Here is a 13,640-nt window from a genome sequence, read left to right as displayed (position 1 = left end):
GGTGGTGTGAGGGGCGGGAGGCGGGCGATCCAGACGGACGTCGCTTCGCTCATCCGCGTAGCTCCTCTTCCACATTCAGGTGAACCAAGGCTGGGCATTCGATGACCAAAGTTGCATGTATCACCCACTGGTCGAAAATCTCGTAAGTCAGGTCAAGGCGCGTTCAAAGGCATTGATGGAAGAGGACGTAGTCCAATGAAACTCAAGCTTGCCGCCGCGATGCTCGCCGCCAGCCTCCCGCTCGCATCGATGGCTTTCGCCCAAGGCACCGCGCCAGCCGACCTTGCAGTGATCAATGCCTGCCTCAAGACCGCGGAGAAGACCGGCAGTTTTGGCGACGCGTGCGTCGGGCTCGTCGCCGACCCCTGCATCAAAGCGGCAGAGGGCGCGAATGACGACGTCGCCAAATGGAAAGCGTGCGCGGCGCGCGAACTCGCCGTTTGGACGCAGAAAACCAGTGAGGCGCTAAAGAAGGTTCAGGCCGGCGGGTTCGCCGACGTATTCAAGGCGGTCGAAGACTCGCAGAAGACTTTCGCCGCGTCGCGTGATCGCTTCTGCGCGGTCTTCGACAAAGTCGAGCCCGGCATGTACCAGGGCGGCGCGAGCTACTGCCGCCTGCGCGAGACCGCGAACCGCTCGCTGAGCCTGATCAAGCTCGGCGCTGCGGTCAACGAGCACTGAGACCTCTCAGGCGCATGGGGTCATCAGCTCTGCCGACCTTTTCCCGCATAGCGACGACGGCTTCGGCGGAGAGCGCGGTCGACGTCGTTCATAGCTCACCTAGCATCCGGGCAACGGCTGTCGGCGCGTAGCGCTTGCCTGAGCGTCTCTCGGACCCAAACCGTCGGATTCACTTCGACAAGGACCCCGGTGTCCGCACCTGAATTCCAGTGCGAAGAACTCCGTGCCGAGGTTGATGTGAGTCATTCGATAGTTCGTACGCGCTGTGTCCCGGTTTTGAGTACCGGTCAGCGGCTCAATCCCCGCAAACGAGCGATTTCAACCACTTGGGTTGGGGGTGGTGCCCAGGAAAGGACTCGAACCTTCACGGCCGTTAAGCCACTGGCACCTGAAGCCAGCGCGTCTACCAATTCCACCACCTGGGCATGCCGTTTGGGGCACGGAGGCGGTTACTACGGTTCGGTGACGCCGTTGTCAATTCATGCTTCAGGCCCGGTTCGGGATGCCGATTGCGCATCGCAAACCGGCCCGATACAAGCCTGACAAGACGCACTCTTTTCCGCAGGAATGGCTCCCATGGCATCGAATCTGGACACGCTCGTCACGGTTTTCGGCGGATCGGGGTTTTTGGGCCGCAGCGTGGTCCGCGCCCTGTGCAAGCGCGATTACCGGGTCCGGGTCGCGGTGCGGCGGCCGGAACTGGCCGGGTATCTCCAGCCCTCCGGCAAGGTCGGGCAGGTCCATTCCGTGCAGGCCAATCTACGCTATCCGGCCTCGGTCGAGGCCGCGCTGCGTGATTCGCATGTCGTCATCAACCTCGTGGGCGTCCTCACCGAGGGCGGCGCGCAGACCTTTGATGCCGTCCAGGCCCGGGGAGCCGAGACCGTTGCCAAGGCGGCGGCTGCCGAAGGCGCCCAGCTGGTCCATGTCTCCGCGATCGGCGCCGATGCGCAATCGCCCTCGCGCTATGCCAGGACCAAGGCGGCGGGCGAAGCCGCGGTGTCGGCTGCGGTGCCCTCGGCCACGATCTTCCGCCCCTCGATGATGTTCGGCCCCGAGGACCAGTTCACCAACCGCTTTGCCGCGCTGGCCCGAATGTCGCCGGTGCTGCCGCTGATCGGCGGCGAGACCAGGATGCAGCCGGTCTATGTCGGCGACGTCGCCACCGCGATCGCGGACGCCGTCGACGGCAAGGCGAGGGCCGGCGCGACCTATGAGCTCGGCGGACCGGAAGTGCTGACCATGCGCGAGATCATCGAGGTCATCCTGGAAATCACCGACCGCGAGCGGATGCTGGTGCCGCTGCCGTTCGGCCTCGCCCGCTTCAAGGCCAACTTCCTGCAATTCGCGCCGGGGGCGTTCAAGCTGACGCCGGACCAGGTCAGGATGCTCGAGCGTGATAATGTCGTGTCGGAGGCGGCGAAGGCGGCGGGGCTGACGTTGGAGGGCCTTGGCATCACCCCCGATTCGCTGGAAGCGATCGCCCCGCAATATCTCTGGCGCTTCCGCGCCGCCGGCCAGTTCCAGCGCATGGGCGCGTGAGGTTCACTCGTCTCCGCCGCAGTGGCGGTGCGAGGGTAAAGCAAGCGCTCACAGCCTCAAAACTTCAGCTTCTTGAACACCGCTTCCGGCAGCATCTTGATGATCAGCATCACGAGGCGCCATTTGCCGCTGACATAGACGACGTCGGTCTTGTTACCGACGGCGGCGAGGATCGCATCGCCGACCACCGGCGCCTCCACGGTGAGCGGGCCGATCAGCTTCATCCCTTCCGTCATCTTGGTGCGGACGAAGCCGGGCTTGACGGTGACGACATGCACGCCGCCACGGCTGGCACGCGCGCGCAAGCCGGAGAGAAAGGCGGAGAAGCCTGCCTTTGCCGAGCCATAGACATAGTTCGAGGCGCGGCCGCGATCGCCGGCCACGGACGACACGCCGACCAGCGTCCCGCTGCCGCGTGCCAGAAATTTTTCCGCGAACAGGCCGAGGATCAGCGCGGGTCCTTCGTAATTCGAGCGCATGATCGTGGTGGCGTGGGCAAGGTCGCTCTCGGCATTCCCCTGCACGCCGAGCAATCCGACGATCGAGACGACGACATCGGGCAGCGCAGGAAGGCCGCCAACAAAGCTCTCGAACGAGGCGGTGTCGAGCACGTCGAATTTGTGCAGGCCGACCTCGACATTGTAGCGGGCGCGCAGATCGGCGGCATCAGGCTCCAGCGCGGCCATGTCGCGGCCGGCGAGGGCGAGATCGTATCCCGCTTTGGCAAAGGCGTGCGCGGCGGCGCGGCCGATGTCGGAGGAGCCACCGAGCACAATTGCGGATTTGCGTGATGTCACGGCCTAGACCTCATCGAACAGACGCTGTGAAAGTTTCGACCGGATGTTGCCCGCCGGATCGAGCGACTTGCGGATCGCGTTGAAACGCTGCAAGGCAGGATAGCCGGCCGCGAAGGTCGCGCGCGACTGCCGTGCGTCTTTCGCCAGATACAGCCGTCCGCCGGCGGCGACGACCAGACGATCGATCTCGTCGAGGAAATTCAGGATGTCGCCCCTCACCGGGAAATCCAGCGCCAGCGTGTAGCCGGGCAGCGGGAACGACAGGATGCCGTCGCCCTGGCCGAGCTTCTTGAGCACGGCGAGGAAGGAGGCATCGCCGCGCCGTGCCACGCGATCGAGGATTTCGCCGAGCACGGCGCGCGCCCCTTGCTCTGGGATCACGCATTGATGCTGGAGGAAGCCGCGCTTGCCATAGATGCGATTCCACTCACCGATGCTGTCGAGCGGAAAGAAATACGGGTAGAGCGAGACCACTCGGCTGTCGCCGGCGCGCCGCGCGCCCATGCGATAGTAGAGCTCGTTGAAGGCGCGGACGCTACTGCGGTTCAGTGCCATCGACGGCAGATCGACGGGAACGCTGAGGCCGGGAGCCTTGCCGGCTGGAAATGCATCGACGCCGTCCGCCAGCTCGCCTTTGCCCGCGTGCTCGCCGAGATAGATCAGCGAGCGCCCGAGATCGCGCCCGCGTGCCACGCAGTCGATCCAGGCCACCGAGTAGGTGGCGTCATCGCTCGCCTCGAGAGCGCGCATTGCGGCATCGAGATCGGAGGCGGAGATCACGCGCTCGCGGATCCATCCGGTCTCGACCCGCCGCAGCCGCATCGTCGCTTCCAGGATAATGCCGGTCAGGCCCATGCCGCCGATCGTCGCGAAGAAGGCGTCGGAGTTCTGTTCGCGCGAAGCCTCGATGACCTCGCCCTGCCCGGTGCGCAACAACAGGCTATCGACGTAGCGGCCGAAGCCGCCTTCGCCATGATGGTTCTTGCCGTGCACGTCGGCCGCGATGGCGCCGCCGATCGAGACGAACCGCGTCCCGGGTACGACGAAAGGCAGGAAGCCGCGCGGGCCGAATGTGTCGATCAGGTCCGACAGCAGAACGCCGGCCTCCAGTCGGATGCGGCCCATCGCAGGATCGAACGACCTGACCCGGTCGAAGCCGGTCATCGCGACGGTCCTGACGGCGCCGATCGCGGCATCGCCATAGGCGCGGCCGTTGCCGCGCGCGATCGTGCCGGACGAGACAGCCTCGCCGACCGCCGCGAACGAGCGCGGACGCAGCACATCGCTATCGACGACCGGGAAGCGCCCCCAGCCGCTGAGGAGGGTCATGGCTCAGCTCCTGTGCCGGGCGCGCGCCGCCCTGCTTTGGAAACTGCCTAGCGATCAAAAGCTTATTTTGCGTTGAAGCGCACCGGTGAGTTGCTGCTGACGTCCACCTCTCCCCAGCGGGGAGGGGTGACGCGAAACGCTCCATCCAGGCTACGGGCCAGAAGGTTAACGCCCCAGCGCCAGCGCGATCAGGCCGAGCGTGCCGACGATGACGCGCCACCAGGCGAACACCACGAAGCCATGCCGGGTGACGTATTCCAGGAACGTCTTGACCACGATGATCGCGGTGATGAACGACACCACGAAGCCGATCGCGACGATGCCCATATGGTCCATCGTCATCTCGGATCGGTTCTTGTAGAAATCGTAGGCGAACGCGCCGATCATGGTGGGGATGGCGAGAAAGAACGAGAACTCCGCCGCCGCGCGCTTGTCGGCGCCCAGGAACATCGCAGCGACGATGCTGGCGCCGGAACGCGACACGCCCGGGATCATCGCGACGCACTGCGCAATGCCGATATAGAGATACATCAGCAGCGGAAATTTGGTGGCGTCGTGCTCGCGCGGCTTGAGATCGAGCTTGTCCACCCAGAGCAGGATGGCGCCGCCGACGATCAGCGTGAAGCACACCACCCACGGATTGAACAGCACGCTCTTGATGTATTTGCCGGCAACGAGGCCGACGACGACAGCGGGCAGGAACGCCACCAGCACGCCGATCACGAAGCGGCGCGAATGGGTATCGCCCGTGAAGAAGCCGATCACGACGTCCCACAGCTTCCAAAAATAGAGTCCGACGATCGCGAGGATCGCACCGAGCTGGATCAGAACCGTAAACGAATCCCAGAACGCGCCTTCGCCAAGGTGAAAGAAGCGCTCGGCAAGCAAGAGATGGCCGGTCGAGGACACGGGAAGGAACTCGGTCACACCCTCGATAATGCCGAGGATCACAGCCCGTATTGCATCTGACATATTTACGGTCCATTTCGGCTGGAAAAGCGGGGGCTCTTCTCGCCTATTCGCCCCCATGCCGCAATCGCAAAATGCGAAATCACGCCCTTGCTTCGCGGTTTTGAAGGACTAGTGTGGCGCCGCACAAATATTGATGGATTCTTAAGCACCATCAAATAGTCAAAGGCTTCATGTTTACGCTGTTTCATCATCCGTTCTGTCCGCATTCGCGTTTCATCCGCCTGATCGCGGGCGAATACGGGCTCGACCTGAAGCTGGTCGAGGAGCGCAGCTGGGAACGGCGCGAGGCGTTTCTGCTGCTCAATGCGGCAGGCACGACGCCGGTGATGGTCGACGACGAGCAGCCGCCGATCCCGGGCGCGGCGATCATCGCGGAATATGTCGACGAGGCCTATGGCGCCGAGATGGGACCCAAGCGCCTGATGCCGGAGGCGATCTCCGAGCGCGTCGAGGTGCGCCGGCTGATGGCCTGGTTCAACGAAAAGTTCTTCGAGGAGGTCTCGCATCCCCTCGTCACCGAGCGCATTTACAAGCGCTTCATGAGTGAGGAGAACGGCGGCGGGCCGCCTTCGGCCGACGTGATGCGCGCCGCCAAGGCCAATGTGCGCTATCATCTGGCCTATATCGGCTGGCTGGCGCAGACGCGCAATTTCCTCGCCGGCGACCGGCTCAGTTACGCGGATCTCGCCGCCGCGGCGCATCTCTCGGCGATCGACTATCTGGGCGACGTGCCATGGAGCGAGGACGATTCAGCAAAGGCGTGGTACGCGCGGGTGAAGTCCCGCCCGTCGTTCCGTCCGCTGCTGAGCGAATGGCTGGCAGGCGTGCCGGCATCGCGCACCTACGTGGACCTGGATTTCTGAGTTCCGATCCGACTGAGCTGAAAACGGCGCTAGCGCGCGAAGCGCGTGCGCTCGGCTTCGACTGCATCGGCATCACACAGCCCGGTACGATCGAGAACGCCGGAAAATACTTCCTCGAATTCATCGCCTCGGGCGGGCATGGCGACATGGACTGGCTCGCCGCACAGCCGGAGCGACGCGTCGATCCGCGCGGGCTGTGGAGCGACGTGCGCAGCGTGATCATGCTCGCCGTCAATTACGGTCCCGACCAGGATCCACTCGCCATCCTCAAGCAGCGCACGCGCGCGGCGATCTCGGTCTATGCGCAGGGCGACGACTATCACGACCTCATCAAGAAGCGGCTGAAGGCGCTGGCGCGCTGGCTGGTCGCAACCGCGCCATCGGACGTCAAGGTGTTCGTCGACACCGCGGCGGTTATGGAGAAGCCCTTGGCGCAAGCCGCGCATCTGGGCTGGCAGGGCAAGCACACCAACCTCGTTTCGCGCGAATTCGGCTCGTGGCTGTTTCTCGGCGCGATCTACACCACGCTGGAATTGCCGCGCGACGAAGCCGAGGTCGATCATTGCGGCTCCTGCCAAGCCTGTCTCGACATCTGCCCGACCGCGGCGTTTCCCGCGCCCTACAAGCTCGATGCGCGGCGCTGCATCTCGTACCTCACCATCGAGAACAAGGGGCCGATCCCGCGCGAATTTCGCAAGGCCATCGGCAACCGCATCTATGGCTGCGACGATTGTCTCGCCGCCTGCCCCTGGAACAAGTTCGCGCAGGAGGGCCGCGAGGCCAAGCTTGTCGCGCGCGACGAATTGCGCGCGCCTGGACTTGCGGAACTGGCACGGCTCGACGACGCCGCGTTTCGCGCGCTGTTCACGAAGTCCCCGGTCAAGCGCATCGGCCGCGACCGCTTCTTGCGGAACGTGCTGATTGCGATCGGCAACTCCGGCCATGCGACACTTGCAGAGGAAGCGCGGCGATTGCTCGATGATCCGAGCCCGCTGGTGCGCGGGGCTGCGGTGTGGGCGCTGGGGCAGTTGGTGGCGGAGGATGAGCTTGCGGCGATCAAGACCGAGGCGATTGCCGGCGAACGCGATGAAGGCGTGCGTCAGGAGTGGGAGCTGGCTTCCTAGCATCCCGCTCCTTCCCCTCATCCTGAGGAGCGCGCTTTCGCGCGCGTCTCGAAGGATCGAGGCCGAGCCGCTGCAGCGGGCCTTGCATGGTTCGAGACGGCGCTTCGCGCCTCCTCACCATGAGGATTGAGCACCTTGATTTCCCCACACGTTCCTTCAATCTCGCGTCATGACAAACATGCCTTTCTTCACCCGCGACGGCGACACATTCCATCCGACGGAAGTGGCCAACGGTCCGTGGGATCCGACATCGCTGCACGGGCGCGTCATCGTTGGCCTGCTCGGCTTCGCCATCGAGGAGCGCCATTCCGGGCCTGAATTGGTGCCGGCGCGGCTCACCGTCGACATGTTTCGGCTGCCGACCATCGACAAGCCGATCGAGGTGACGACGCGCCTGGTGCGCGACGGTCTGCGCATCCGTGTGGTGGAAGCGGAATTCGTCTCCGGCGGCGTCAGCATGGCGCGCGCCTCGTGCCAGCTGTTGCGGCGGACGCAAAATGCGGAAGGTAATGTCTGGTCGCCGCCGAACTGGGACGCGCCGAAGCCGGCCGACATTCCCAAGCCGACCGATCCCAGGCTCGGCATGAACGGTAAATGGACGACGCGCCCCATTGTCGGCCATATGGGCTCGCTCGGTCCGAGACGGCTCTGGATGAGCGAGGTGCGCGAGCTCGTTGCGGGCGTGCCGATGACGCCGTTCGTCCATGTCGCCACGGGCGCCGATTTCGCCAGCCCGTTTGCGAACGCCGGCGACAAGGGCCTCGGCTACATCAACAGCGACGTGACGATCTATCTGCACCGTCTGCCGGTGACGAACTGGATCGGCTTCGAGGTGGTGAACCATCACGCCACTGACGGCGTCGCCATCGGCGAATGCTGGCTCTATGACGAACAGGGCCCGATCGGCACCGCCACGGTCGCCGCGCTGGCGCAGCGCAAGCCGATGGTGAATCCGTCGAAGCGGTAGAGACAGCTACTTCAGATGCCGCTGCATCTCCGGCCGCGCCTTCAGCTCCGCGCCCTGCCTGGCGACGATCTTCGCGATCCGCTCCGGTGCGAACTTCAGGTCGACAAACGCCAGCGCGGTGTTGGCGACCTCGTGATAGCTAACGATCTGGCCGTCATGCAGCGTCATGATCGCGACGCCCTCGAACATCGCCCGGGCGCCGTTCGCTTCCGGCAGAGTTGATTTGTAGCTGAAGGTGTAACGCGCATAGAGCGTGGTGCCGTCGGTGACGGGGTCATGCATGTCCCAGCGGAAATCCGTCGCCGTGCGATAGAACCAGTCGTCGATCAATTCGGCGATCTTCGCGCGGCCGGCGAAGGCGCCGTAGAAGACGTCGTGATAGACGCCGTCCTCGGTGAACAGCTCGGCGAAGGCGCGGCCGTTGCGCTGCTCGACCGCATCGCAGAAGGCGCGCAGCATCGCGGTGGTGGTCATTGTTGCCTCCCGTTGCTTGCTATTGTGCCCTCGCCCCTTGTGGGAGAGGGCAGCTCCGCTCGTTAGACACGCATTCACTTGGGTGAGGGGTCTGTCTCCGCGAGTGCGACACTCGCGTTTGCGGAAAGCAACCCCTCATCCGGCGCTTCGCGCCACCTTGCCCCACAAGGGGGGAAGGAAGAAGAGCACTTCACCCGATCTCGGCCACCGCGGCAACAATGCGCGCGATGTCCTGCGGGCGGGAGAGGCGGTGATCGCCGTCCTGGATCATGGTCAGCACGACGTCGTCGGCCGGCAGACGATGCGTCAGCGCGAAGGCGTGCTGCCAGGGCACGTCGGGATCCTGCGCGCCTTGCAGGATGCGGACCGGGCAGCCGAGATCGATGGCGCTGCCGAGCACGAGATGATTGCGCCCGTCCTCGATCAGGTTCCGCGTGATCGGATAGGGCGAGCCGTCGCCATAGTCCGAGGGCCGCATCCAAACGCCCTTGGTCTCGATCTCCTTCTTCACCGCGGACGAAAAATTCTTCCACATCAGCTCTTCGGTGAAATCCGGCGCCGGCGCGATCAGCACGAGCCCGGCGAGCGAGGCCTTGCTCTGTTGTTTCTCTTGGCGCTTCTTGATCTCGCGCGCGAGCAGCAGTGCCATCCAGCCGCCCATGGAAGAACCAATCAGGATCTGCGGGCCCTCGCAGAAGCGCTCGAACACGGCGAGGCTCTCCTCGAGCCAGCGCCCGATGGTTCCATCGGCGAAATCGCCGCCGGATTCGCCGTGGCCGGAATAATCGAACCGGACCATTGCGCGGCCCTGATCCCGGGCCCATCCGTCCAGCGCCACGGCCTTACCACCCTGCATGTCCGACTTGAATCCGCCCAGCCAGACCAGCCCAGGGTCCTTTCCGGTGCGGCGGCGCACCGCGATCCTGCGTGCGGACGACCCCTCGCCCACATCGATGAAGTCGGGCACGGCATCGGGAATTGCATCGGTCATGGAACGTTTCCCCTGGCGGCGCGGTTTGAGCTGTCCAGTCCTAATCCGCAGGGCCGGAGCCCGGCATTGCCCGTTTGGGACGCTTGCGGAACGCAAGCAAGGTGTCTATGTCGGTCAGCGTGCCCAGGCGTGACCGAAATACCTCGCATTTGAGGGTTTTTCGATCGGTCCGAGCGAATTGCTTGCCGGCAAACACATCTTCCTGCAAAATAGCAGCCTCTTTCACAACTTTGGAGAACCACCCATTCGCCGTCCCAATAAAGCCCCGCCCGTCGCCAGCAAAGATGGGCCGCGCATCAATGATGATATTCGCAATGCGCAGATCCAGCTGATCGATCAGGCCGGTGACAACAAAGGCACGATCGAGACCGTTGCGGCCATCCGCATGGCTCAAGAGGCCGGCATGGATCTGGTCGAGATCTCGCCGAACGTCAGCCCTCCCGTATGCAAAATCATGGACTACGGGAAGTATAAGTATTCCGCGCAGAAAAAAGCCGCCGAAGCCCGCAAGCGGCAGAAGATCGTCGAGATCAAGGAGATCAAGCTCCGTCCGATGATCGACGACCACGATTACGACGTGAAGATGCGCGCGATGCAGCGGTTCTTCGAAGAGGGCGACAAGGTCAAGATCACCCTGCGCTATCGCGGCCGCGAAATGGCGCATCAGGAGATCGGCACCAAGCTGCTCGACAAGATCAAGACCGACGTCGCCGAGCTTGCCAAGGTCGAGCAGGACGCGCGCTTCGAAGGCCGTCAGGTCGTCATGGTGCTGGCGCCGCGCTGACGCCGGAATTTGGACTTGAGAGTCCAACGGCCCGTCCGGACCTCCGGCGGGCCGTTCGTGTGTCAGGTCCGCGTCGCCTGCCGGGTGCCGCTGCAGCGGTCGCCGGAAATGATTCCCTTCCACGACCCGGTGCCGTTCACACGGGCGAGCCGGCCGGCGCCGCTGGCATGGGACGCGCCAACCGAGACCTGGACCGCGACGGCGCCGCCGCGATTGACCTTGCCGGAGACCCGGCCGCCGCCGGCGGACGAGACCCGGCTGCCGGCGACGGCGAACGGGACGCTGTAGCCGGAGCTGCAATTGCCCCGTGTGGTGGCGAAGGTTACATTCCAGATGCCGTCATAGCTGCCGGTCCGGGCATCGGCAGTCGATGGCATTGCAGCCGTGGCGAGACGGCGAACAGCGCCAGATGGGGCGGGCGAGCGAATTCGGTCAATAACGAAAGCAATTGGAAAAGTGGGCCATTTGGTCCTGCTCCGGGCGACACGGCTGGGACGGGAGGGCGGCCACACCGGAGAGTTGCCAGGCAGGTTCCGCCGGTTCATCGTTGCCAATGGGCTTGTCCTCTGGCATAAGCCCAGCCTTCATCGCCCGGCTGATTAAGGGCTGCCGTGGCGGTGTTTCGTGCGGGTTTCGCGCTTGTTCGTAAAACCCGAGCACAATCAACGCTCTAACGAGCATTTTTGACGGCCAGCCGCCTTCGCGGGCGGATCTCTGTGGCCATTAGGAGAGCCAAATGCCCAAGCTGAAGACCAAATCGGGCGCTAAAAAGCGCTTCAAGGTGACTGCCACCGGCAAAGTGATGCACGCCCAGCGCGGCAAGCGTCACGGCATGATCAAGCGGACGAAGAAGCAGATCCGTCAGCTCCGCGGCACCCGCGTGCTGTTCAAGACCGACGGCGACAACGTCAAGAAGTACTTCTTGCCGAACGCCTGATCGCGTCCGCGATCACTGCCATCTCGCGCCGCATTCGCGCGGCGATCCGAAAACCGAAGTCATCTCTGAAGGATATTGTCATGTCTCGCGTCAAACGCGGTGTGACCGCCCACGCCAAGCACAAGAAAGTCTACAAGGCCGCCAAGGGCTTCTATGGCCGCCGCAAGAACACCATCCGCGCCGCCAAGCCGGCCGTCGAGAAGGCGATGCAATATGCCTTCCGCGACCGCAAGCGCAAGAAGCGGACGTTCCGCGCGCTCTGGATCCAGCGCATCAACGCTGCCGTCCGTCCGTTCGGCCTGACCTACAGCCGATTTATCGACGGCATGGCCAAGTCCGGGATCACCGTGGACCGCAAGGTGCTGTCGGATCTCGCAGTGCACGAGCCCGCCGCGTTCCAGGCGATCGCCGAGAAGGCCAAGGCCGCGCTCGCGGCCTGAGGCTTGGCTAGCGGGCCTTCTGGCCCGCAGTCTTCAGCGCGCGTTGCGAGTAGCGCTGGGCGACCTCCGCCCGGCAGAATGCCGTAAACGAGAGATACATGGTGCCGGACTTGTTCCGGTACTTGCCGTCGCATACGCGCATCTCGCGTTTGTAGGCCTGTGTCTGCGCGGCACTGAGACCAGGCTTGAAGTCCGCCTCGCACTTCTTTTCGACGGCGGCGCCGAGTTCGATGTCACCGCTCGCCGTCAGCTGGCAATCCTTGAAGACCTTCATCGCGCTTCCGCAGCTCTCCTGCGCGCTGATGGTGTCGGCGACCTCGTCCAGCGTCATCGATTTGTCCATGCAGACCATGGCACGCGCAGGGGTGCCCGCGACCGACAGGACGACGGCCACAGCAGCAAGAACGGATTTCGAAAGCATCGCAAGGTCTCCTCGTATCCTCCCCTTGGTGCCCGGCCTCCGCGCAAGGTTCAACCCAGGCTGCTCCGGGGCCCGCATGACCGGCGGCCCGCATGACCGGCTTTTTGCTTGACGTTACGGCCTTCGGGCGGCGACAACCCAGCCGAATTTGGCAGCAAGGATTTGACTGTGTCCGACCTCGCAACGCTCGAAAAATCAATCCTCGACCAGATCGCCGCCGCCGGCGATGAGGCCGCACTCGAAGCGGTGCGCGTCGCAGCCCTCGGCAAGAAGGGCTCGATCTCGGCCCTGCTCGCAACGCTCGGCAAGATGTCGCCGGACGAGCGCAAGACGCAAGGCGCCGCGATCAACCAGGCCAAGGACGAGGTCACCCAGGCGCTCGCCGCAAAGCGCGACGTGTTGAAATCGGCGGCGCTGGATGCGCGGCTGGCGTCGGAGACCATTGACGTCACCCTGCCGCTGCGCGATGCGCCGACCGAAGCCGGCCGCATCCATCCGCTGAGCCAGGTCTGGGACGAGCTGACCACGATCTTCGCCGACATGGGCTTCTCGGTCGCCGAAGGCCCCGACATCGAGACCGACGATTACAACTTCACCAAGCTGAACTTCCCGGAAGGCCATCCCGCGCGCGAGATGCACGACACGTTCTTCTTCCATCCGAAGGAGGACGGCTCGCGCATGCTGCTGCGAACCCACACCTCGCCGGTGCAGGTGCGCACGATGCTGAGCCAGAAGCCGCCGATCCGCGTGATCTGCCCGGGCCGCACCTACCGCATCGATTCGGACGCGACCCACACGCCGCAATTCCACCAGGTCGAAGGCCTCGTCATCGACAAGACCTCGCATCTCGGCCACCTCAAATGGATCCTGCACGAGTTCTGCAAGGCGTTCTTCGAGGTCGACCACATCAACATGCGCTTCCGGCCTTCGTTCTTCCCGTTCACCGAGCCGTCGCTGGAAGTCGACATCCAGTGCCGCCGCGACAAGGGCGAGATCCGCTTCGGCGAGGGCGAGGACTGGCTGGAGATTCTCGGCTGCGGCATGGTGCATCCGAACGTGCTGCGCGCCTGCGGCATCGATCCCGACGAGTACCAGGGTTTTGCCTGGGGCATGGGCATCGACCGCATCGCCATGCTGAAATACGGCATCGCCGATCTGCGCCAGCTGTTCGACAGCGACGTCCGCTGGCTGTCCCATTACGGCTTCAAGCCGCTGGAAGTGCCGACGCTGGCGGGAGGACTGAGCTCGTGATGGGCTTGCTCGGACACAGCAAGACTCTCTCCGTTCCCTCCCCCCTTGTGGGGGAGGGTCAGGGAGG

16 protein-coding genes, 1 tRNA gene and 1 pseudogene are annotated in these 13,640 nt (G+C 64.2%); 9 read left to right on the top strand and 9 right to left on the bottom strand.

What is annotated here, in order from left to right; genetic code table 11:
- Positions 1-219: 219 nt before the first annotated feature.
- The gene (locus IVB28_RS08330) at positions 220-681 is read left to right on the top strand and encodes a lysozyme inhibitor LprI family protein (RefSeq protein ID WP_247525589.1); all 462 of its coding nucleotides are present in this window, start codon (positions 220-222) and stop codon (positions 679-681) included.
- 338 nt (positions 682-1,019) lie between these two features.
- Here the strand turns inward: IVB28_RS08330 and IVB28_RS08325 are convergent.
- Positions 1,020-1,106: transfer RNA gene (locus tag IVB28_RS08325), tRNA-Leu, on the bottom strand.
- 151 nt (positions 1,107-1,257) lie between these two features.
- On the opposite strand from IVB28_RS08325, the gene IVB28_RS08320 reads away from it, so the two are divergent.
- Complete coding sequence (locus IVB28_RS08320; RefSeq protein WP_247525588.1) at positions 1,258-2,223, top strand: complex I NDUFA9 subunit family protein; 966 nt, start codon at positions 1,258-1,260, stop codon at positions 2,221-2,223.
- 56 nt (positions 2,224-2,279) lie between these two features.
- On the opposite strand, the gene IVB28_RS08315 is transcribed toward IVB28_RS08320, so the two are convergent.
- From IVB28_RS08315 to IVB28_RS08305, 3 genes are all read right to left on the bottom strand, one after another.
- Entirely contained in the window at positions 2,280-3,020 is a 741-nt protein-coding gene (locus IVB28_RS08315; protein ID WP_247525587.1) for an SDR family oxidoreductase, read from the bottom strand.
- Between the two features lie 3 nt (positions 3,021-3,023).
- On the bottom strand, positions 3,024-4,349 hold the full coding sequence (locus IVB28_RS08310; RefSeq protein WP_247525586.1) for an FAD-binding oxidoreductase: 1,326 nt from the start codon (positions 4,347-4,349) through the stop codon (positions 3,024-3,026).
- Between the two features lie 165 nt (positions 4,350-4,514).
- Complete coding sequence (locus tag IVB28_RS08305) at positions 4,515-5,321, bottom strand: undecaprenyl-diphosphate phosphatase (RefSeq protein WP_247525585.1); 807 nt, start codon at positions 5,319-5,321, stop codon at positions 4,515-4,517.
- A 170-nt stretch (positions 5,322-5,491) separates the two neighbouring features.
- Between IVB28_RS08305 and IVB28_RS08300 the strand changes: the two genes are divergently transcribed.
- The 3 genes from IVB28_RS08300 to IVB28_RS08290 all read left to right on the top strand — a co-directional run bounded on the left by IVB28_RS08300 (position 5,492) and on the right by IVB28_RS08290 (position 8,275).
- Complete coding sequence (locus IVB28_RS08300; protein ID WP_247525584.1) at positions 5,492-6,184, top strand: glutathione S-transferase family protein; 693 nt, start codon at positions 5,492-5,494, stop codon at positions 6,182-6,184.
- Positions 6,133-7,308 (top strand): tRNA epoxyqueuosine(34) reductase QueG, encoded by a 1,176-nt coding sequence (gene queG / locus IVB28_RS08295; RefSeq protein WP_247525583.1) that lies wholly within the window; start codon positions 6,133-6,135, stop codon positions 7,306-7,308. The genes IVB28_RS08300 and queG overlap by 52 nt, the downstream gene beginning before the upstream one ends.
- A 169-nt stretch (positions 7,309-7,477) precedes the next feature.
- Complete coding sequence (locus tag IVB28_RS08290) at positions 7,478-8,275, top strand: acyl-CoA thioesterase domain-containing protein (protein WP_247525582.1); 798 nt, start codon at positions 7,478-7,480, stop codon at positions 8,273-8,275.
- Positions 8,276-8,281: 6 nt separating this feature from the next.
- On the opposite strand, the gene IVB28_RS08285 is transcribed toward IVB28_RS08290, so the two are convergent.
- The 3 genes from IVB28_RS08285 to IVB28_RS29480 form a co-directional block, all read right to left on the bottom strand.
- Complete coding sequence (locus IVB28_RS08285) at positions 8,282-8,749, bottom strand: nuclear transport factor 2 family protein (protein WP_247525581.1); 468 nt, start codon at positions 8,747-8,749, stop codon at positions 8,282-8,284.
- A gap of 190 nt (positions 8,750-8,939) precedes the next feature.
- Positions 8,940-9,740 carry an alpha/beta hydrolase gene (locus IVB28_RS08280; RefSeq protein WP_247525580.1) on the bottom strand — a complete coding sequence of 267 codons (801 nt, stop codon included), beginning with the start codon at positions 9,738-9,740 and terminating at the stop codon, positions 8,940-8,942.
- Between the two features lie 40 nt (positions 9,741-9,780).
- A complete protein-coding gene (locus IVB28_RS29480; protein ID WP_247525599.1) occupies positions 9,781-10,134 on the bottom strand; it encodes a hypothetical protein in 354 nt (117 codons plus the stop codon).
- Here IVB28_RS29480 and infC point away from each other — a divergent pair.
- A complete protein-coding gene (gene infC / locus IVB28_RS08270) occupies positions 10,036-10,524 on the top strand; it encodes a translation initiation factor IF-3 (RefSeq protein ID WP_247525598.1) in 489 nt (162 codons plus the stop codon). The genes IVB28_RS29480 and infC overlap by 99 nt on opposite strands.
- Before the next feature lie 62 nt (positions 10,525-10,586).
- On the opposite strand, the pseudogene IVB28_RS08265 reads toward infC, so the two are convergent.
- Positions 10,587-10,989, bottom strand: a pseudogene (locus tag IVB28_RS08265) (hypothetical protein).
- 271 nt (positions 10,990-11,260) lie between these two features.
- Between IVB28_RS08265 and rpmI the strand changes: the two are divergent.
- Both rpmI and rplT read left to right on the top strand, forming a co-directional pair.
- Complete coding sequence (gene rpmI / locus IVB28_RS08260; protein ID WP_008539890.1) at positions 11,261-11,461, top strand: 50S ribosomal protein L35; 201 nt, start codon at positions 11,261-11,263, stop codon at positions 11,459-11,461.
- 80 nt (positions 11,462-11,541) lie between these two features.
- Positions 11,542-11,901, top strand: coding sequence for a 50S ribosomal protein L20 (rplT, locus tag IVB28_RS08255; protein WP_212083103.1), 360 nt, complete (start codon positions 11,542-11,544; stop codon positions 11,899-11,901).
- Between the two features lie 7 nt (positions 11,902-11,908).
- On the opposite strand, the gene IVB28_RS08250 is transcribed toward rplT, so the two are convergent.
- Positions 11,909-12,322, bottom strand: a complete 414-nt coding sequence (locus tag IVB28_RS08250) for a hypothetical protein (RefSeq protein ID WP_247525578.1) — start codon at positions 12,320-12,322, stop codon at positions 11,909-11,911.
- Between the two features lie 168 nt (positions 12,323-12,490).
- Between IVB28_RS08250 and pheS the strand changes: the two genes are divergently transcribed.
- A complete protein-coding gene (pheS, locus tag IVB28_RS08245) occupies positions 12,491-13,573 on the top strand; it encodes a phenylalanine--tRNA ligase subunit alpha (RefSeq protein ID WP_247525577.1) in 1,083 nt (360 codons plus the stop codon).
- Positions 13,574-13,640: the final 67 nt, after the last annotated feature.

The sequence above is a fragment of the Bradyrhizobium sp. 199 genome (assembly GCF_023073355.1).
Taxonomy (GTDB): domain Bacteria; phylum Pseudomonadota; class Alphaproteobacteria; order Rhizobiales; family Xanthobacteraceae; genus Bradyrhizobium.
Note: the sequence above shows the minus strand (reverse complement) of the source record. Positions and strands in the feature narration are given on the sequence as shown.